This is a genomic window from Burkholderia sp. Bp9016, from assembly GCF_003857765.1.
Lineage (GTDB): Bacteria > Pseudomonadota > Gammaproteobacteria > Burkholderiales > Burkholderiaceae > Burkholderia.
In genome coordinates this window covers 1-18,479 of record NZ_QTPY01000020.1, presented here as the reverse complement: position 1 = coordinate 18,479, position 18,479 = coordinate 1, and the positions used below count along the sequence as shown (strand labels likewise).

The following is an 18,479-nucleotide window of genomic DNA, read 5'->3' as shown; positions in this document are numbered from 1 at the left end:
GGTGGTCGTAACGTCGGTCCCGCATTTGTGCCTTTCGCCCCGGTCGGGTGGAGCGATACTGCGCCCAAGCTAACGCGGTGTGACGGTTGGCGGACTGAACGGCGTCTTCTCTTATAAGTACGGATACCTGAATGATAGGAGAAGCTGATTACATTCGTGTGGATCTATCCCTACGAGATCGTTGTCGATCGCGGTACTTCGTCGACTACGCTGCTGCAGACTACTAGAACCAGGAAACGGAGACAAACCATGAACGTCCTATTCGCCAATGTGGGTGTAGAGAGCCGGACCGGAGAAGGCTCGAGGTGCTCCAGATGAGTACTTCATATGATTTTGACTATGTCGTCATCGGTTCAGGGTTCGGCGGTAGTGTGTCCGCCTGCCGTCTTACTGAAAAGGGCTATTCGGTTGGTGTGATGGAAATGGGGCGGCGTTGGACAGCTGAAGATTTTCCTAAGACCAACTGGGACGCGAGACGCTGGATGTGGCGACCTGGTCTGAAGATGTTCGGCTTCTACAACATGCGGCTGTTCCGCCACGTCATGGTCTTGAGCGGAAACGCAGTCGGTGGCGGTTCCATCACATACGCGAACGCCTTACTGGTACCGCCCGAAAGGGTGTGGGACGAGGGTTCGTGGGCGGGCCTGAAGGACTGGAAGCGTGTCATGCCCCAGTACTACGCCATGGCTGAACGAATGCTCGGGGTGACCGAGAACCGAATTCTGGGCGAGGCCGATTTTCGGCTCAAGAAGATGGCGGACTTGCAGGGCGTAGGCGATACGTTTCACAACGGCCGTGTGGCGACTTTCTTTGCACCAAACGGTGAGGCTGGCGGCAAAACCTATGCCGATCCCTACTTCGGCGGCGAAGGTCCGGAGCGCGGGACATGTGTCGGTTGCGGTGGCTGTATGGTGGGTTGTAAGCACAACGCCAAGAATACACTCGACAAAAATTATCTCTATTTTGCTGAAAAGCGTGGGGCGCGGGTTTTTGCCGAAACCAGGGTGGTGGACGTGCGCCCACTCGACGGTAAGGAAGACGGGAGCAACGGCTACGAAGTCTTCACTGAGCGCTCGACCACATGGTTCAATAAGCAACGACGCAGTTTCCGCTGCCGCGGGGTGATATTTGCCGCGTCCTCATTGGGCACGATGGAATTGTTGTTCCGCCTCAAGCAGAGCGGCTCCCTGCCGCGCATCAGTGATGACCTCGGCAAGCGCGTGCGCACAAATGCCGAGTCTCTCGTCGGTGTGCGCTTTCCGGCCAAAGACAAGAGCATGTCGCCCGGCGTAGCCGGTGGTGCCGGCGTCTATATCGACGAACGGACGCACATCGGCGCGGTGCGTTATCCGGAAGGTTCGGACGCTACAGGTCTGATGATGACCTTACTATCTGGCGGGCGTGCCGGGTGGACGCGGATTTTTACCTGGCTATGGACGCTGGCAACACATCCGGTGAAAGCAATACGTGTGCACAACCCCTTCGGATTTGCACGCCAGACAATACTGTTCGTTGTAATGCAGACGGTGGACGCCTTTATCAACATGCAGTTCAAGCGTCGCTGGTATTGGCCGTTTGGCAAGCAGTTGTGCACTGAAGGTGGCCCGATCCCTACCTTCATCCCTGAAGCCAACAACTTTGTTGAAAAGGGGGCGAGGGCCCTGGGCGGCATCCCAACGACGTTGCTGACGGAAATTCTATTCAACATTCCAACGACGGCGCATTGCATGGGCGGATGCGCAATGGCGGACTCGCCCGAGCGCGGGGTGATGGACGCTCAGAACCGCGTCTTCGGTTATCAAAATTTGCTGATCTGTGACGGCTCGATGCTCAGTGCCAACCTTGGTGTGAATCCGAGTCTCACTATCACGGCGCTGACTGAGCACGCGATGTCCCACATTCCTGCGAAGTCGTCGCACGTTCCCCATCTTTCAAGTGTCTCCTATGGCCAGTCCGCTTACAACTAACGGCATCCCGTTGAACCGGCCCTTGAGCCTGCCCAATGGCAGCGTGTACAGCAACCGGCTCACCAAGTTGCCCTAAGTGAGGCACTGGGTAGGTACGACAACCATGTGACGCCCAGACTCGCCGAACTGTACCGGCGCTGGGCAGCTTCAGGTGTCGCACTAAGTACAAGCGGGCTTGACCGCTGACACGATTTTTCCACTATTAGCGTCGTCGAAGAATGATCTTGGAGATCAATGCAATGCGCCATCTACTGAAGTCAGGTGTCATCGGACTAGCCCTGGCCGCAACTCTCATTTCCTCGCCAGTTCGGGCAGGTGAGGTATCGTCAGATAGCGAGAAGATCAGCATACCGATACAAAAACAGGAACTCGATGTCAATTGGAAGGACGTGCCGACGCAGACCATCACTGCAGGAGGAGTGGACTTCGCGTATCGGGAGCTCGGGAAGGAACATGGTGGTACACCGGTGATCTTCCTTACTCACTTGGCTGCCGTGCTAGACAATTGGGACCCTCGAGTGGTGGACGGCCTCGCTGCGGAGCATCATGTGGTCACGTTCGACAATCGTGGTGTCGGAGCCTCCAGTGGCTCGCCATCCGATTCGATTGATCAGATGGCTGATGATGCCATTAGCTTTATCAAGGCCATGGGGTACAAGAAGGTAGATCTTTTTGGCTTTTCGATGGGCGGCATGGTTGCACAGGAACTCGTGTTGAAGCAGCCGGAACTCGTCCGAAAAATTATTCTCGCGGGAACGGGGCCTGCCGGCGGAGAGGGCATCAGTGCAGTGACCAGCGTTACCCTCTACGACATGCTTCGAGGGTTCCTCACTGGCCAGGATCCGAAGCAGTACTTATTCTTCACCCGGACACCAAATGGTATCGAAGCAGGAAAGGCGTTTCTGGCACGTTTGAAGGAGCGTTCGGAAAACCGAGACAAAAAAATCTCCCTGACCGCTTTTGGGGCTCAATTGAAGGCGATTCGTGCATGGGGGCAGAAAGAGCCACAGAACCTTTCGGTTGTGCAGAACCCGGTGTTAGTTGTCAACGGCGATAGCGATCGGATGGTTCCAAGCAAGAACTCCGAGGATTTGGCGCGGCGCCTGCCGAACAGCACGCTCATCATCTACCCTGATTCGGGCCATGGTGGTGTGTTTCAGTTCTACGCGGACTTCGTGCCAAAAGCGCTCGAGTTCCTTGGCGAATAAGTTTGAAGATGGCGCCCGCCAGGGCGCTCGATCCTCCCAGGCAGGCTTGCGTAGTGGGAAGAACTGCAAGTTTGAGGCAGCAGACGACTAGTTTCCCGATTCGCGCCGAGCATGGTGTCAGTCTGTCATTTTCGAACATCAAGAATCATAAGGATTCCATCATGACCGATACTTTCCGTAGTAGCACGTCTGCCGTGGGGCAGGCCGATATATTCAAAAAATGGGTTCAATATTTCGGTGCGACCGATCCCAAGGATCTCGACCTCGGAACGTTAACGGCTATCCATGCGTGGGTCATGGACGGTTTGGAGCCGAATGATCAAAGACAAGAACGGTAGTCGGCCCCGCGCGTGTATCGGTGGTTGGAAGTCCCCGTTCCTTGAAATGCAACACCGTCCAGTAAGGGGCCATCGGTGCCCCATGTCACTTTTGCTTAGCGGAGCTGTCGTTACCATGATCGTGCGCTGGTTCGCATGCTGCCGCCGACGGCCCCAGGGTCGCGAGGATCTTGTCGCGGCATACCGTCAGGATTTCTTCGGCCAGTAGGGAATCATCCGGGCACGCGCGCGACAACACAATGGCGCCGACCGCATGCGCCATGATGTCGAGGCAGTTGGCTCGCGCCTCCGCCGAGTCTGCACCGTCCGACGAACCACGTTCTTGGCACAGCGCCGCCAGCAGTCTTTCGATGCCGTCCGCGAATGTGGCGCGGACGGCTTCGGATTGACGCGCGGCATCTCCACCCAGCGCAGCCATCGTGCAGCCGGTTCCGCGCGAGTCCCGGTGCTCGCGCGCGAGATACAGTCGCACAAACTCCGATGTGTCGACCCCAGCCGACAGCGCAACGGTCTGCGCCATGCCGCAGGCTGCCGACTCCGCGATCAGATCGGCCTTCGAGCGGAATTGCTTGTAGAAGCCGCCGTGGGTAAAACCAGCTGCACCCATCAGATCGGCTACTCCGACCCCATCATAGCCGCGCTCCCTGAATAGAGTGGACGCAGTTTCAACAACGTGGGCCCGATTGGCCTGGGCCTGTGCCTTAGTGACCTTCACTTTTCCTCTTCCGTGGACGAGTTTCTGTATGAAGTCCGACTATACATTGATGTCGGTCGTCATCAAAGTCTTGACATGTTGGATTATGACCATCATCATTGAGTCATTCCCAACACCGAACGCTGGAACAACATGTCAGAGAAATCGCTTTTCGAGCCGTACGCCCTCGGTAGCCTGACGCTCACCAATCGCATCGTCATGGCACCGCTGACCCGCAATCGTGCAGGAGCCGGGTTGGTGCCCAGCGAGCATGCCGCGACCTACTACGCCCAGCGCGCCTCGGCCGGGCTGATCATCACCGAGGCCACCCAGGTTTCGGCTCAGGCCCAGGGCTATCAGGACACTCCCGGCCTGTATACGCCCGAGCAGATCTCCGGCTGGCGTAAGGTCACGGATGCCGTACATGCCAAGGGTGGACGCATCTTCGTGCAGCTTTGGCATGTGGGCCGCGTCTCGCACACTGACTTGCAACCTGGCGGTACGGCGCCGGTCGCACCTTCCGCTATCCGCGCCGAGACGAAGACTTTCGTCAACAACGGATTTGCCGACGTGTCTGAACCACGCGCCCTGGAACTCGCCGAGCTGCCGGGCATCGTGAACGATTTTCGACAGGCTGCTGCCAACGCTATTACCGCTGGTTTCGACGGAGTGGAAATTCACGGCGCCAACGGATATCTGCTGGAGCAGTTCATCAAGGACGGGGCCAACCATCGCACCGACGATTACGGCGGCTCGATCGAAAACCGTGCGCGCCTGCTGCTCGAGGTGGTCGGCGCGGTGGTCAAGGAAATCGGCGCCGAACGCACTGGCGTGCGCATCTCACCCGTTTCGCCGGCTAACGGTATTTCCTGCAGCGATCCGCAAGCGCAGTACGACTACATCGCCGACCAGCTCAGCGCCCAGGGCGTCGTCTATCTGCACGTAGTCGAAGGTGCGACTGGCGGCCCACGCGATGTGGCGGCATTCGACTATGACGCGCTGCGCCGCCGTTTCAAGCAGACCTATCTGGCGAACAACGGATACGACCTGGAATTCGCCACCACTCAACTCAATGAGGGCAGAGCCGACTTGTTCGCGTTTGGCCGTCCGTTTATCAGCAACCCGGATCTGGTCGAGCGCCTGAAGCACGGCGCACCCCTGACGCAACTCAACCCGGCGACGCTCTATGGCGGCGGCGCTGTGGGCTATATCGATTACCCGACGATCTCCGGCTAAGGCCCGCCCCCTTGATTGAGCCACCGCCAGAAGAACCCTTGAAAAGGAAAGTACCCATGACCACGCTTCCGACAGTCCTCATCACCGGCGCCTCGAGCGGCATCGGCGCCACCTACGCCGAGCGCTTCGCTCGGCGTGGCCATGACCTCGTCCTTGTCGCCCGTGACAAGGCGCGACTGGATGCCTTGGCAGAGCGCCTGCGTGAGGAAAGCGGTGTGGCCGTAGAAGTGCTGCGGGCCGACCTGACCCAGGCCGCCGATCTGTCCGCGCTCGAGACTCGTCTGCGCGATGACAATCAAATCGGAGTTCTGATAAACAACGCCGGCATGGCTCAATCGGGCGACTTTTTGCAGCAAACCTCCGAGAGCATCGAGCGTCTGATCACGCTCAACACGACGGCACTGACGAGGTTGGCTGCCGCGGTCGCTCCACGCTTTGTGCATTCCGGTAACGGCTCGATCGTCAATATTGGCTCGGTTGTAGGTTTCGCACCCGAATTCGGCATGTCGATCTATGGTGCCACCAAGGCATTCGTGCTGTTCCTGTCGCAAGGCCTGAGCCTCGAGTTGTCACCCAAAGGCGTCTACGTGCAAGCGGTACTGCCGGCGGCGACGCGCACGGAGATCTGGGAGCGCGCCGGAGTTGACGTGAACACGCTTCCTGAGGTTATGGAGGTCGGAGAGTTAGTTGACGCGGCACTGATTGGGTTCGACCGCCGCGAATTGGTCACGATCCCACCGCTGCACGTGGCCGGGCGGTGGGAGGCACTGGATGGCGCTCGTCAGGGACTGATGTCGGACATTCGACAAGCACACGCGGCTGAGCGGTATCAGCTCGATGCCTGACTATTGCCGCTTCCGCTTTTGGTGCGAGCCAGGTCGTGCCTGATCTGTGAAGAGCCGTTTGCTGCATGCTGATATTACACCCCGGGTTTGTTTCACGTTTCTCCGAGGTCAATGCGGTGATTGCACAAAACGGCGGAAGGACTAATACCACGAGGACTTTGCGCCTCCAAGCGTTGGAAGTTCTGGCGCATTGAAGCTGCGGCAACGAGACCGACATCTCGACACACGTCCTCAATAGGTGAATACATGACTGACAACCATATCACTACGCCCACGCGCTTCGTGGATGTCGACGGTACTCGATTCGCCTACCGCCGCTGGGGTAAGGCTGACTCTTCGCAGCCGCCGCTACTGTTTCTGCAGCACTTTCGCGGAGGCATGGACAACTGGGATCCACTAATGACGGATGGGCTTGCCCAAAGCCGTGAAGTCATTCTCTACAACGGTCGCGGCGTCGCGTCCTCCGGCGGGCAACCACGAACTCGCATTGAGGACATGGCCGATGACGCGGCGGCCTTCGTTCGCGCACTCGGCTTGCAGCAAATCGACGTTCTGGGTTTTTCGTTGGGAGGGTTTCAGGCGCTGGACTTGACCTGGCGCCATCCCGAGCTCGTGCGCAAGCTGATGCTGCTGGGTACCGGGCCGCGCGGGGGAAATCCCGAAATGGAGCCGCGCGTGTTGACGACAGCAGTTAATCCGGTCCCGGCGTTCGAAGACTTCCTTTACCTATTCTTCGGCCGATCAGCAGAGGCTGAGCGGGCAGCAAGGGAGTTCTGGGAGCGGCGTCATATGCGAGCCGACCAAGATCCACCATCCTCGCCGGAGGTCTCGATCGCGCAGATCGAGGCCAACATGCTGTACATGCCGAGGCTCTCGGAAGACGATCCTTTTGCGTATCTGCGCAGCATCCGGCAGCCGACGTTCATCCTCAACGGCGTGAACGACGTGATGGTCCCGACGGTTAATTCGTTTTACATGGCTCGCAACTTGCCAAACGCTCAGTTGTTCATTTACCCGGACGCCGGCCACGCCGCGCAGTTTCAGTACCCGCAACGCTTCTTGGGTCACGCAATTCAGTTCCTGAGCGAGTGACGCGACGGTCGTCATAGTCCGAACGCACTTTCTGCATGTCAAAAGGATGGTCAGAAATGCTGAAGTTCAAGTTCCTGTTGTGGGCGTTTGCCCAGATGCTGAGACGCAAGATCAGGAGCGACGCCAGCGCCGCGCGTTACGTCGCGTCCAAGAGCCTGGTATTTCAGATTCGTACGGTTTCGGGTGCCGGGCGCTACTTTGTTATCAAAGATGGCACCGTCCGATCATCTTCGGGGCTGGCAGCGACTCCTCGATTTACGCTCACCTTTACTAGTGCGGCCAAAGGCTTCGAGATTCTGTCGGCCAAGGACGCCCAAGCGGCTTTCCTCCGGGGGGTGGGCAGTAAAGACCTGACCATCAGTGGTGACTTCCGGGAAGTGTTGTGGTTCCAGGGCCTTACGGCATTCCTGCAGCCTCCGAAAGTCGTCTTGCCTTACGACCGCACCGTTTTCTGAGTTGCCATGAAACCAGATCTGCTTAACCAGCCACTGCGCCTGCCCAATGGCAGCACTCTGCGTAACCGGCTCGCCAAGGCCGCCATGAGTGAAACCCTGGGCACCTACGATAATCGCCCAACACTGGACCTGGTGCAGTTGTACCGACGCTGGGCTGCCTCGGGGCTCGGACTGATCATGACAGGCAACGTAATGATCGACCGCCGCGCCTTGGGCGAGCCTGGGAATGTCGTAATCGAAGACGAGGCAGACTTGCCCGTGCTGCGGCAATGGGCGGAATCTGCAACCGCGCAGGGGGCGTCGATCTGGGTCCAACTTAACCATCCCGGAAAGCAGTCGACCAAGGGTTTGAACGCCTTCAACCTGGCGCCCTCTGCGGTTCCTTTCCGCGAGGACATGGCAGCATTCTTCGAGACACCGCGCGAAGCGACCACGTCCGAGATTCAAGAAATCATCGAACGCTTCGGGCGCAGTGCGGCAATTTGCAAGAAGGCCGGGTTCAGTGGCGTAGAGATCCATGGAGCACATGGTTATCTGATTAGCCAATTTCTTTCTCCGCACCACAACCGCCGCAGCGACGAATGGGGTGGCAGTCCCGAGAAGCGGCGCCGCTTCGTACTGGCCGTATATGAGGAAATCCGCCAGCAAGTCGGTCCAGACTTCCCGATTGGCATCAAGCTCAATTCGGCCGACTTCCAGCGTGGTGGTTTTACGGAAGAGGAATCGATCGAGACAATCCGCGCGTTGACCGATGCGGGCATCGACCTGATCGAGATTTCTGGCGGTACCTATGAGGCACCGGCCATGAGCGGGGCGATGCGAGAACCGAAGAAGGAATCCACCGCGGTCCGAGAAGCCTACTTCCTTGAATTTGCACAGAAGGTGCGCGCAGCAGTCAAAGTGCCACTGATGGTGACCGGTGGTTTCCGCACGGCTGCCGGCATGAATGCGGCGCTGCACTCCAGCGCGCTGGATGTGGTGGGCTTGGCGCGTCTGCTCGCGATCGATCCTGATGCCCCCGTCGCGTTGCTTCAAGGGCGCGACAGCCTGCAGCAGGTGCACCCAATCAGTACCGGCCTCAAGGCTATCGATCGCATCGGAATCATGGAGGTGCTGTGGTACACACGCCAGCTCAAGCGCATTGCGAGGGGTAGAGAACCGCGCCCCGGCGAGAGCGGGCTTGCGGCATTCTTGAAGTCTGCATTCACCAGCGGTTGGGGAACGTTTCGCACGCGTCGTCTGCGGGCGCGCAGTTGAGCGCCGAGCGCTTGCGATTAGAAACTCATCGTTGATGAACGTCCAATGAAACGATCCATCACCCGATCAAAGGAAGCCACGCACGAGCGCATCGTCGACGCTGGCGCGCGCGTGATCCGTCGCAGCGGGTATGACGGCGTCGCCATTGCCGACATCATGAAGCAAGCGGGCCTCACCCACGGCGGGTTTTACGGACATTTCGCGTCAAGAGAGGCAATGCTGGTCGAGTTGGCGGATCGCGCGGGCGCCGATGCCATCGCCACCTTTTCGCACTGTACGGCCGCCGTGCCCGCCGAGCATTCCCTGCGGGCGCTCTTACGAGCTTATCTGTCCAAGGAGCATGTAAAGAACCCGGAGGCCGGTTGCCCAATCGCCGCACTGGGGACGGAAATGCCGCGTCAAGCGCCGGCTGTACGACGCGCCATAACGCGCCGTATCAAAGACATGATCGAAGTTGTCTCCCGCCAATCGGCCGATTGGGGGGAGCCCGACGCGCACAAGCGTGCCTTGGCGATCGCGGCAACGATGATTGGGGCCGTGATCCTGGCGCGAGCTGTCGACGAAGAGCCGTTGTCCGACTCGATGCTTGAAGCAGCTCTCGAGCATCTTGCTTGCGGCGCGGATTGAATTCCGACCGCTTTTTTTTTACCCGTCAGCATGATGCTCGACATATGAAAGTAGAGCCCAAGGAGTCAATGATGAAGAGCATCAACCCAGACACCCAATCGACGACGTCGTTTGCTCGAGCACCGAACAACTTCGTCAAGGCGGCTGGAACCACCTTCGCCTACCGCGAACTGGGTCCGCATGGCGGAATTCCTTTAGTTTTGCTAAATCATTGGGGAGCCGTGCTGGACAACTTCGACCCGCGCATCGTCGATGGCTTGGCTCACAAGCATCGAGTTATCGCCGTCGACTATCGCGGAATTGGCTTATCCGGCGGTATCGCTCCGGTGACCGTGGGGGAGATGGCGCGCGATACCATTGCGCTGATTCATGCATTGGGTTTTGATCGAGTCGATCTGCTTGGCTTCTCGCTTGGCGGATTCGTGGCGCAGGACGTGGCTCTCAAGGCGCCAGGCTTGGTGCGCAAGCTCATCCTCACGGGCACGGGTCCCGCCGGCGGTCACGGCATCGATCGGGTGGGTGCCGTGTCCTGGCCACTGATGCTCAAAGGTCTGTTAACGCTGCGCGATCCCAAGGCCTATCTGTTTTTCACCCCCACAACCAATGGCCGGCGGGCAGCAAGCGCCTTCTTGAAACGGTTGAAGGAACGTAAGACCGGCCGTGACAAGGGGCCGACACCTCGCGCCTTCCTCCATCAACTCAAGGCGATCAAGGCTTGGGGCCAGCAGGCGCCCCAGGACCTCACCAATCTGCCCATGCCAGTCCTGATCGCCAATGGGGATAACGACATCATGGTACCCACCGCTCTGAGCCACGATATGGCCCGCCGCATCCCCGATGCACAACTCGTCATTTATCAAGACGCCGGCCACGGTGGAATCTTCCAGCATTACACCAGCTTCGTACCCTCGGCACTGGAGTTCCTATCGCAATGAATACTTTGTGGAACAGCGGCGTATGAAGATTCTAGTGAACCCCGGCAGACCGCGCACGATTCTCGATCAAAATTCGTCGACGACGCGCTTTGCCGAAAACATCACCGAAATTTGGAGAAGGAAATGAAAGCAGTTCGATTTCATAAGACTGGAGGCCCTGAAACGCTGGTTTATGAGGATGTGCCAGATCCCTCACTCGCCGACGACGAGGTTCTCATTCGCGTCGAAGCGGCTGGAGTGAACTTCGCCGATGTCATGCGTCGTCGCGGCGACGACTATCCCGAGCCGTCCCCCACGCCGTTCACGCTCGGCGCCGAGGTGGCCGGCACAATCGCTGCTGTCGGCAAGGCGGTGACTTCGCTCCCTGTAGGTACGCCGGTGATGGCTGCCCCGGGAGCGGGGGGATATGCTCAATACGCCCGTGTGCCAGCTGGCATTGTGATACCGCTGCCACCCGGGCTCGACGCTGTACGCGCGTCGGCGTTGGTTGCCCACGGTTTGACCGCTGCCTTGGTACTTCGCAAGGCAGCTCGACTTCTACCTGGCGAAACTGTATTGGTAGAAGCTGCTGCGGGTGGTGTAGGTTCGCTCGCTGTACAACTTGCCAAGCTTTATGGCGCGGGCAAGGTCATCGCTGCCGCTAGCACCCCTGCGAAACGGGCCTTGGCCGAAAGTTTGGGGGCGGATGCGACCGTAGACTATACAACCCCCGATTGGGCCGCTCAAGTACGCGCGCTGACCAACGACAACGGTGTCGATATAGTCCTGGAGACAGCCGGTGGCGACAATCTTGCCGAGGCGTTCAAGTCTATGGCGCCGTTCGGGCGCTTGATCTTCATCGGCCAGTCGAGTGGCAAATCCAGCCTGATTGATCCATGGACTCTGACGGTCCCCAACCTCACCATCACCAGTTTTTATGTCGGCGCGTACCTGGCTTTCTCCGAGCTGATTCAGTCGACGCTGTCGGAACTCATCGGACTGGTCTTATCCGGCAAAGTGACGCTGCAAACAGAAACGGTGTTACCGCTCTCGCAAGCCGCCGAAGCACATCGTCTACTCGAAGGACGTCATACCACCGGCAAGGTAGTTCTCCAACCGTGGGCGTGAGCGCTGCTCAGTCCAGCGCCTTCACAATACAACGCAACATCGGAGTAAGAGCAACATGAAAGCACTCACATTCAAACGCTATGGCAAATCACCCGAGATTGGGTTCGCCGAAGTTCCGCGCCCCACGCTAAAGCCCGACGAACTGCTGGTTGAAGTTCACGCTGCGGGGGTAAACCCGATCGACAACATGATTCCGACGGGAATGTTCAAACCCGTATTGAAGTTCCAACTGCCCGCAACTATTGGTAGCGATCTGGCTGGCATTGTGATCGATGTTGGCAGCCGCGTAACCCGCTTCAAGAAAGGCGACGCTATCTTTGCAAGTCTGTTCGACCTTGGAAGAGGATCTATCGCCGAATTCGCTGTTGTACCGGAGAGTTCAGCAGCCCCAAAACCGGATAATCTCGACTTCGTGCAGGCCGCCTCAGTTCCAATGGTCGCACTCACTTCCTGGCAAGCGCTGAAGGAACGTGCCAATCTTCAGGTGGGTCAGAAGGTGTTCATTCCTGCGGGCTCGGGCGGTATTGGCACTTTCGCGATCCAATTGGCCAAGTATTTTGGTGCTAAAGTGGGGACCAACACCAGCACGGGTAATATCCCATTGGTTACAAACTTGGGCGCGGACGAGGTAGTCGACTACAAGAAGCAAGAGTTCGAGAAAGTGTTGCGCGGCTACGATGTGGTGATTGGCACGATCAGGGGTGATGCGATCGAGAAATCAATCGGAATCCTGAGCACTGGAGGTAAGGTCGTCTCTCTTATCGGGCCGCTGGACGCAGCGTTCGCCCGTGCTCGCGGGCTGAACTTTGTCCTGAGGTTCGTATTCGGCCTAATGAGCCGTAAGATCATGCGTCTTGCGAAAAAGCGGGACGTCACCTACTCGTTTCTCTTCGTCCGCCCTGACGGCGCTCAACTCGCCGAGATTGGCAAATTGCTCAAGTCAGAACGCATCCATCCTGTGATTGACAAGGTATTTCCGTTTGAACAGGCAAATGAAGCGCTTGAGTACCTGGCGCAAGGACGCGCCAAGGGAAAAGTCGTGGTCAAGATCAAGTAAGGTACCTAAGGGTTGATTGTTGAGGCGTGCCGAGCTCGGCAATGATGCGAGACTCTCGATACGCCTGACCCTGGGCGAGCTGGCGCCAGTCGTCGACCGCACACACGGGAGCGAGCGTGATTTTCCCGATGCGTACCCCGTTGAACGAGGATTCGGCGAGCCATCTATCGATGACGCGTGAACCCGATCGCGTGTCGCTTAGCCGGGGGTGGTAGCGCCAGCGTGGCAATGCCTTTTCTGGTCGCGAGCGCAATCGCGAACGCATCGATCACGATGCGATGAAGTTGGCGCAGATCCAGGTCAGTGCGTTCCGCAAGGCCCGTTGCGCTACCTTCTTCGAGTTCGATATCCTTCCCTGTCGAGCGTCGCAAGTGTTCGATCTTCTCAAGGATGATCTGCATTCGCTGTTCCGGATCGGGTAACGGATAGCCGGTGCAGCGCATTCCCGTGGCTCGGGGCGCGCCGCGGACCGGGCGTCATCCAAGCATTCCTAGATACATCGGTGGCACTGCAGTCAGGCCAGCATGTACGCTGCGGGTAGCTGGTTTGATTTGCGGATTCAACCCGTCGATACACCGGCTGAGAGATTTCATCAATTCGTTGCATCGACGGGTTGAATCCGCATTGGAAATGCGACATTCGATGTGTTGGTGCGATCTGGTTGTCGTCACCTCGTTGATCATTCCTCCAGTAGCGCTGGCCGCCATCGCGTTGGTCTGGTTGCAGCGAGCGCGGTCGACGCCAGCACCACAAAGCTGATCTGTCCGCGAGCGTTACGCCCTGGCGACACAGCACTGGCTAGGCTGCAGCCTCTTCAAGTAGCCAATCGCGGAATGTGGTGAGTTTGGGTAGCGCGGAGCAGTCGCTCCGATACACAACGTAGTAGGCAAGTGGGGAGATGAGCGCGACCTCCGGGAAGAGCCTGACTAACCGCCCGGCTGCGAGGTCGTCGTGAGCCATGACGCTGCGTGCCAACGCGACACCATGCCCTTCTATGGCTGCCTGCAATACCGCAGCGGAGTTGTTAATTTTCATACCCCGCTTCGTCGCGACATCTACAACGCCAACCTTGCGCAGCCAGGTATCCCAAGTCGGAAAACCGGTGTGACCGTCCATCGACAAATCGTGGATCAACGTGAGGCCCGCGAGGTCCCGCGGGTTTCGCAATCCCTGGTGCTCGCGCAGGAATTTGGGCGTGCACACCGGGTAGACCTCCTCGTCCATCAGCTTTTCCGAAGCTAGGCCCGGCCAGTTGCCTCTCCCGTACCGCACGCCTATGTCGACCCCTTGCGCAACAAAGTCGATGGGCTTGAGATTGGTGTCCAGCCGTACGTCGGTGTCGGGGCACGCCGTCTGAAACCGTTCTATGCGTGGCAATAGCCACTTCGCAGCAAACGCCGGGCTCACAGCCACCGTCAGCACGCCGTTGATCGAACCTTCCTTCAGCCGTTCCAGCCCCAATGCGAGCCTGTCGAAGCCTGCCCGGATGTCCGGGAGGGCTCGCTCGGCGGCGTCTGTCGGAACGAGCCGGATCCGCCCGCTGGCGCTCCGGTGAAACAGCGGTGCCCCGAGCCAATCCTCCAGGGTCCGCACAAGTTGGCCCACCGCGGCCGGCGTGACGTGCAGTTCGGTCGCTGCCGCGGAAAAGCTTTGATGGCGGGCGCTGGCCTCGAATGCGCGCAACGCATTCAGGTGTACGATGAACTTCATGACGATAAAGATAATGTTTCACTAGAGGACACAATATCTCGTTTGCCCGCCAAAGTAAATCGGCCAAAAATTACGTTTGAGTCGGAGATTGAGGCAAGTTATTTGATCTTCTCCCGTTCGGGTCTGCGAGATCGCTGTCTGACTCATGGAAAGATTTTCTTTAATTTTGATCGACCTTCGGTGGACCGGATCCGCGATCGATTGCGAGCACTCGAGAGCCCTTCGATCCGGACCCGGGACCCGGCAAATTCAGAGGTTTTCGCAATGAGCAATCAATTCAAGGGCAAGAAGCTGCTGGTCGTCGGTGGTACCAGCGGAATGGGGCTGCAGACGGCGGGGGCGATTCTCGCCGAAGGCGGTAGCGCGGTAATCGTGGGCAACCGTCCTGCGAAGACCGAGGAAGCGCGCAAGGAGCTGGCTTCGCTCGGTGAGGTCTGGGCGCTGACGGCAGACCTGTCCAGCGAAGAGAGCGTGGCGACGCTGCTCAAGACCCTCGATGAGCAGCACTCGGACATCGATCTGCTGGTCAACGCAGCGGGCGTGTTCTTCCCGAAGCCGTTTCTGGAACACCGGGACGCGGACTACGACCAGTACATGAAGCTGAACAAGGCCTTCTTCTTCATCACGCAGAAGGTCGTCGCGAATCTCGTCGCGAAGGACCGTCCGGGCGCCATCGTCAACATCGGCTCGATGTGGGCGAAACAGGCCATCGCGGCCACGCCGTCGTCCGCCTATTCGATGGCCAAGGCAGGCCTGCACTCGCTGACGCAGCATCTGGCGATGGAACTGGCCCCGAAGCACATCCGCGTCAACGCCGTTTCGCCGGCAGTGGTGCAGACGCCGATCTACGAAGGCTTCATCCCGAAGGACGAAGTACACGGTGCACTGCAGGGTTTCAACAACTTCCATCCGATCGGTCGCGTCGGCACTCCGCAGGACGTCGCCGAAGTCGTCGCGTTCCTGCTTTCCGACAAGGCGAGCTGGGTGACCGGCGCGATCTGGGACGTTGACGGCGGCGTGATGGCTGGCCGCAACTGATACGCGGTGTGTATGACGGTATGGCCGGCACGCTGGCTCGCCGTCTCTTGCGACGTCGTGGGTGCTCGGTGTACGCCCCAGGTCGCGCGACGAACGTCGCAGTGCTTGATTAAACAGGAGAACGCAATGGTCTATCTTCAGATCACCCTCAAGATCACCGAATCAAGTCGACCGGCTGCAGTCGCGGTCTACCAGCAGTTCAAGGCGCCGTTCCTCAATACGATCGCCGGTGCCAAGGCGAAAGAGCTGCTCGTTTGACCCGAGGACGTGCAGGTTTTGCACGGCTTCGATAGTGAGGGGCACGCACACGCCTCTCTGCAGAGCGAACTATTTACTGCGGACGTGGTGGGTCGTCTTCAGCCGCTGCTGGATTCGGCTCCCGAAATTCGCATCTAACAGACCGCGTAACCCCTAAATTCGTTGGCGCCGTCGTGCACGTGCAGTCAACTTCTTTCCCGTTGGAGATATTGTGATGATGCAAGACTGGAACGACTATCGCACTGCGTTGCTTGCTCGCGTCGGTGACTTCGCAAAACAGACTCCCGATGTACTGCGCGGGTTGGTCACCATCGAAAATGCAGCAGTGAAAAGCGGCAAGCTGGAACCGAAGATTCATGAATTGATCGCACTGGCTGTCGCAGTGACGACGCGTTGCGACGGTTGCATTTCCGTGCACACGAAGAAGGCCGTCGAGCATGGCGCGACGCTCGAGGAGATTTCCGAAGCGTTGGGCGTCGCTATCGCGCTGAATGCGGGCGCCGCGCTGACCTACTCGGCGCGCGTGCTAGATGCACACGCGCAACTTCCCACCTCGTAAGCGTGAATCGCGCCGTGGCGACACCGCCGGATCGGTGCACGGCCCGTCTCTTACTCTCGGAGCTTCCCATGCTCGTCAACGCGGATTTTTCGCGAACGGCAATCGTTGCGCCTGACCAGTATCGATGGATCGCATCGCCTCAAAGCGGCGTCGAGCGTGTGATGCTGGATCGCCGGGGCGGCGAAAACGCGCGCGCAACCAGCATCGTGCGATATGCACCTGAATCGCGTTTTCCCTGCCATCGGCATCCGGGCGGGGAAGAAATCCTTGTCCTGTCCGGCACGTTCTCGGACGCAGACGCCGATTATCCGGCCGGCTGGTACCTGCGCAATCCGCCGGGATCGAGCCGCTGCCCGTTCAGCAACGTAGGCGCGACCATCTTCGTCAAACTGCGCCAGATGGTGTCGACCGAGCATGAAGAGGCTCGTATCGACACCCGTGATCCCGCACGCTGGGCGCACTTCGGCGGTCGAGATATTTGCCGGTTGTATTCGGACGGCACGGAGGAGGTTTGCATGCATCGCGTGGCGCCCGGTGAAATCATCATGACGGAGACCGGGTTCGGAGCGGAAATGCTGGTGCTGGTTGGCGACGTGGGTGCGGAAGGTCGTACGTATCCGCGCGGCAGCTGGATCCGTCTTCCGGCAGGCGGGCGTTCCGCGATCACTTCCGGTTCGCGCGGCGCGACCGTGTATTTGAAGACCGGTCATCTGACCGGTGTCACGAGCGGAGCCTGACAATGAAGGCGGTTAGCGTTGCAATCGTCGGCGGCGGGCTCAGCGGATTGTATGCCGCCTCGCTGCTCGAGCAACGAGGTATTGACGATTACGTGGTGCTGGAAGCGCGGCCCGCGCTTGGCGGCCGCAATGCGTCTGCCTCGGTTGGCGAGATCGATGCCGTACGGCACAACGCGGTATCGAGCGGGACGAACCGCTTCGATCTCTGCCCGACGTGGTTCTGGCCGGCACTGCAGCCGGCACTGCAGCCGGAACTGGACGACCTTGTCCGTCACCTGGGACTGGAGCGGTTCGCGCAGTATGAAACTGGCGACGTAATCGTCGAGCGCTCGCGCAGTGAGCCTCCCGCACGCGTACGGGGTTACACGAGGTCGCCTGAGTCCATGCGGCTCATCGGTGGAATGAGTGCGCTCATTGATGCGTTGAGCAGCGCCATCCTGTCTGATCGAATCGAAGTCAGGCAGCGGGTAACGCGAATCCGTTGCGCCGAGGGCCATGTCGAACTCGATGCGATGGACTCGCAAGACCAGTCTGCAACGTACCGAGCTTCGTATGTGCTGCTTGCGGTGCCTCCGCGTTTGGCGAGCGAGACGATCGAGTTCGTGCCGGCGCTGCCGGAATCGCTTTCGCGAGCATGGAGCGGCACGGCGACGTGGATGGCGTCTCACGCCAAGTACGTAGCCGTCTACGAGCGGCCGTTCTGGCGGGAACTAGGACTGTCTGGGGAGGGGAGCAGCGGGGTTGGCCCCCTCGCGGAAACTCACGATGCATCCATGCCAGGCGGGAACGCAGCTTTGTTCGGATTTCTCGGCGTTCCGGTGAGCGTGCGAGCGAAAGTATCCGAGGAACAGCTACGCATGCTTTGTCGCGCACAGCTGGAGCGAATGTTCGGGGAAGGCGCGGCTCACCCGGTAACGGAGATCCTCAAGGACTGGGCTCCTGACCGTTACACGGCCACGGCGGCCGACCTTCGCGGCGTCGCCGAACACGGTGTCGCTCCACCAAATTCGGCCCAGTCGGGTGTTTGGCGAAACAGGCTAGCCGGCATCGCAAGCGAATGGTCCCCGCGGTTTGGCGGCTACGTCGCAGGTGCAGTCGACGCAGCGAGATCGGGCGTTCGAGCAATTGGCGCGTCAGGCAATCTGGATCTCACGGGTGATGCTGCGCATTGAGGAGGTTGACCCGAAAACGCGCTTAAGAACGTCTCGCAAAACTGACCAATGAGGTGAAGCTGACCTGCCCTGGAATTTTCGGACCAACTGAAACTTGAGAGAATGGCTTCCTGAACGGTCCCGGTTTTCAGTGCCAAAGGCAATGTTAGTCTTCGGCGTTCTGTTGGTCCGTCAGTTGGGCCTGCAG

At 59.1% G+C, this 18,479-nt stretch carries 19 protein-coding genes and 1 pseudogene; 17 read left to right on the top strand and 3 right to left on the bottom strand.

Going from position 1 to position 18,479, the window contains the following annotated elements; genetic code table 11:
• Positions 1-314: 314 nt before the first annotated feature.
• From DIE13_RS23255 to DIE13_RS32985, 3 genes are all read left to right on the top strand, one after another.
• Complete coding sequence (locus DIE13_RS23255) at positions 315-1,967, top strand: GMC family oxidoreductase (RefSeq protein ID WP_124829473.1); 1,653 nt, start codon at positions 315-317, stop codon at positions 1,965-1,967.
• A gap of 218 nt (positions 1,968-2,185) precedes the next feature.
• Positions 2,186-3,175, top strand: coding sequence for an alpha/beta fold hydrolase (locus DIE13_RS23250; RefSeq protein WP_260435134.1), 990 nt, complete (start codon positions 2,186-2,188; stop codon positions 3,173-3,175).
• 161 nt (positions 3,176-3,336) lie between these two features.
• Positions 3,337-3,513, top strand: a complete 177-nt coding sequence (locus DIE13_RS32985) for a hypothetical protein (protein WP_154817433.1) — start codon at positions 3,337-3,339, stop codon at positions 3,511-3,513.
• Between the two features lie 85 nt (positions 3,514-3,598).
• Here the strand turns inward: DIE13_RS32985 and DIE13_RS23245 are convergent, their stop codons facing one another.
• Positions 3,599-4,228 carry a TetR/AcrR family transcriptional regulator gene (locus DIE13_RS23245; protein ID WP_124829472.1) on the bottom strand — a complete coding sequence of 210 codons (630 nt, stop codon included), beginning with the start codon at positions 4,226-4,228 and terminating at the stop codon, positions 3,599-3,601.
• Positions 4,229-4,360: 132 nt separating this feature from the next.
• On the opposite strand from DIE13_RS23245, the gene DIE13_RS23240 reads away from it, so the two are divergent.
• The 9 genes from DIE13_RS23240 (at position 4,361) to DIE13_RS23200 (ending at position 12,818) form a co-directional block, all read left to right on the top strand.
• On the top strand, positions 4,361-5,443 hold the full coding sequence (locus DIE13_RS23240) for an alkene reductase (protein ID WP_124829471.1): 1,083 nt from the start codon (positions 4,361-4,363) through the stop codon (positions 5,441-5,443).
• Between the two features lie 56 nt (positions 5,444-5,499).
• Positions 5,500-6,288 (top strand): SDR family oxidoreductase, encoded by a 789-nt coding sequence (locus DIE13_RS23235; RefSeq protein WP_124829470.1) that lies wholly within the window; start codon positions 5,500-5,502, stop codon positions 6,286-6,288.
• A gap of 246 nt (positions 6,289-6,534) precedes the next feature.
• Positions 6,535-7,380, top strand: coding sequence for an alpha/beta fold hydrolase (locus DIE13_RS23230; RefSeq protein ID WP_124829469.1), 846 nt, complete (start codon positions 6,535-6,537; stop codon positions 7,378-7,380).
• A gap of 56 nt (positions 7,381-7,436) precedes the next feature.
• Positions 7,437-7,835, top strand: coding sequence for a helicase (locus DIE13_RS23225; protein WP_124829468.1), 399 nt, complete (start codon positions 7,437-7,439; stop codon positions 7,833-7,835).
• A gap of 6 nt (positions 7,836-7,841) precedes the next feature.
• Positions 7,842-9,092, top strand: a complete 1,251-nt coding sequence (locus DIE13_RS23220; protein ID WP_124829467.1) for an NADH:flavin oxidoreductase/NADH oxidase family protein — start codon at positions 7,842-7,844, stop codon at positions 9,090-9,092.
• A gap of 45 nt (positions 9,093-9,137) precedes the next feature.
• Positions 9,138-9,719: a TetR/AcrR family transcriptional regulator gene (locus DIE13_RS23215; RefSeq protein ID WP_124597588.1), complete on the top strand. Its 582-nt coding sequence runs from the start codon at positions 9,138-9,140 to the stop codon at positions 9,717-9,719.
• A 71-nt stretch (positions 9,720-9,790) separates the two neighbouring features.
• Entirely contained in the window at positions 9,791-10,654 is an 864-nt protein-coding gene (locus tag DIE13_RS23210; protein WP_124829466.1) for an alpha/beta fold hydrolase, read from the top strand.
• A gap of 123 nt (positions 10,655-10,777) precedes the next feature.
• Positions 10,778-11,761: a zinc-binding alcohol dehydrogenase family protein gene (locus DIE13_RS23205; RefSeq protein ID WP_124829465.1), complete on the top strand. Its 984-nt coding sequence runs from the start codon at positions 10,778-10,780 to the stop codon at positions 11,759-11,761.
• Positions 11,762-11,816: 55 nt separating this feature from the next.
• Positions 11,817-12,818 (top strand): NADP-dependent oxidoreductase, encoded by a 1,002-nt coding sequence (locus DIE13_RS23200; RefSeq protein ID WP_124829464.1) that lies wholly within the window; start codon positions 11,817-11,819, stop codon positions 12,816-12,818.
• Between the two features lie 164 nt (positions 12,819-12,982).
• Here the strand turns inward: DIE13_RS23200 and DIE13_RS23195 are convergent, their stop codons facing one another.
• Positions 12,983-13,219, bottom strand: a complete 237-nt coding sequence (locus DIE13_RS23195; RefSeq protein ID WP_260435133.1) for a hypothetical protein — start codon at positions 13,217-13,219, stop codon at positions 12,983-12,985.
• 397 nt (positions 13,220-13,616) lie between these two features.
• On the bottom strand, positions 13,617-14,528 hold the full coding sequence (gene gcvA, locus DIE13_RS23185) for a transcriptional regulator GcvA (RefSeq protein ID WP_062911297.1): 912 nt from the start codon (positions 14,526-14,528) through the stop codon (positions 13,617-13,619).
• A gap of 264 nt (positions 14,529-14,792) precedes the next feature.
• On the opposite strand from gcvA, the gene DIE13_RS23180 reads away from it, so the two are divergent.
• The 5 genes and pseudogenes from DIE13_RS23180 (at position 14,793) to DIE13_RS23160 (ending at position 18,292) form a co-directional block, all read left to right on the top strand.
• Entirely contained in the window at positions 14,793-15,566 is a 774-nt protein-coding gene (locus DIE13_RS23180) for an SDR family NAD(P)-dependent oxidoreductase (protein ID WP_124829462.1), read from the top strand.
• 126 nt (positions 15,567-15,692) lie between these two features.
• Positions 15,693-15,962: pseudogene (locus tag DIE13_RS23175) on the top strand (hypothetical protein).
• 76 nt (positions 15,963-16,038) lie between these two features.
• Positions 16,039-16,383, top strand: a complete 345-nt coding sequence (locus tag DIE13_RS23170; protein WP_124829461.1) for a carboxymuconolactone decarboxylase family protein — start codon at positions 16,039-16,041, stop codon at positions 16,381-16,383.
• A 68-nt stretch (positions 16,384-16,451) separates the two neighbouring features.
• Positions 16,452-17,120 (top strand): cupin domain-containing protein, encoded by a 669-nt coding sequence (locus tag DIE13_RS23165; protein WP_124829460.1) that lies wholly within the window; start codon positions 16,452-16,454, stop codon positions 17,118-17,120.
• 2 nt (positions 17,121-17,122) lie between these two features.
• Positions 17,123-18,292 carry an FAD-dependent oxidoreductase gene (locus DIE13_RS23160; RefSeq protein ID WP_124829459.1) on the top strand — a complete coding sequence of 390 codons (1,170 nt, stop codon included), beginning with the start codon at positions 17,123-17,125 and terminating at the stop codon, positions 18,290-18,292.
• Positions 18,293-18,479: the final 187 nt, after the last annotated feature.

What these genes read in the sequence shown, in the direction of transcription:
- DIE13_RS23255 (WP_124829473.1), top strand. Translation starts at nt 315, where the DNA reads ATGAGTACTTCATATGATTTTGACTATGTCGTCATCGGTTCAGGGTTC.
- DIE13_RS23250 (WP_260435134.1), top strand. Translation starts at nt 2,186, where the DNA reads ATGATCTTGGAGATCAATGCAATGCGCCATCTACTGAAGTCAGGTGTC.
- DIE13_RS32985 (WP_154817433.1), top strand. Translation starts at nt 3,337, where the DNA reads ATGACCGATACTTTCCGTAGTAGCACGTCTGCCGTGGGGCAGGCCGAT.
- DIE13_RS23240 (WP_124829471.1), top strand. Translation starts at nt 4,361, where the DNA reads ATGTCAGAGAAATCGCTTTTCGAGCCGTACGCCCTCGGTAGCCTGACG.
- DIE13_RS23235 (WP_124829470.1), top strand. Translation starts at nt 5,500, where the DNA reads ATGACCACGCTTCCGACAGTCCTCATCACCGGCGCCTCGAGCGGCATC.
- DIE13_RS23230 (WP_124829469.1), top strand. Translation starts at nt 6,535, where the DNA reads ATGACTGACAACCATATCACTACGCCCACGCGCTTCGTGGATGTCGAC.
- DIE13_RS23225 (WP_124829468.1), top strand. Translation starts at nt 7,437, where the DNA reads ATGCTGAAGTTCAAGTTCCTGTTGTGGGCGTTTGCCCAGATGCTGAGA.
- DIE13_RS23220 (WP_124829467.1), top strand. Translation starts at nt 7,842, where the DNA reads ATGAAACCAGATCTGCTTAACCAGCCACTGCGCCTGCCCAATGGCAGC.
- DIE13_RS23215 (WP_124597588.1), top strand. Translation starts at nt 9,138, where the DNA reads ATGAAACGATCCATCACCCGATCAAAGGAAGCCACGCACGAGCGCATC.
- DIE13_RS23210 (WP_124829466.1), top strand. Translation starts at nt 9,791, where the DNA reads ATGAAGAGCATCAACCCAGACACCCAATCGACGACGTCGTTTGCTCGA.
- DIE13_RS23205 (WP_124829465.1), top strand. Translation starts at nt 10,778, where the DNA reads ATGAAAGCAGTTCGATTTCATAAGACTGGAGGCCCTGAAACGCTGGTT.
- DIE13_RS23200 (WP_124829464.1), top strand. Translation starts at nt 11,817, where the DNA reads ATGAAAGCACTCACATTCAAACGCTATGGCAAATCACCCGAGATTGGG.
- DIE13_RS23195 (WP_260435133.1), bottom strand. Translation starts at nt 13,219, where the DNA reads ATGCAGATCATCCTTGAGAAGATCGAACACTTGCGACGCTCGACAGGG.
- gcvA (WP_062911297.1), bottom strand. Translation starts at nt 14,528, where the DNA reads ATGAAGTTCATCGTACACCTGAATGCGTTGCGCGCATTCGAGGCCAGC.
- DIE13_RS23180 (WP_124829462.1), top strand. Translation starts at nt 14,793, where the DNA reads ATGAGCAATCAATTCAAGGGCAAGAAGCTGCTGGTCGTCGGTGGTACC.
- DIE13_RS23170 (WP_124829461.1), top strand. Translation starts at nt 16,039, where the DNA reads ATGATGCAAGACTGGAACGACTATCGCACTGCGTTGCTTGCTCGCGTC.
- DIE13_RS23165 (WP_124829460.1), top strand. Translation starts at nt 16,452, where the DNA reads ATGCTCGTCAACGCGGATTTTTCGCGAACGGCAATCGTTGCGCCTGAC.
- DIE13_RS23160 (WP_124829459.1), top strand. Translation starts at nt 17,123, where the DNA reads ATGAAGGCGGTTAGCGTTGCAATCGTCGGCGGCGGGCTCAGCGGATTG.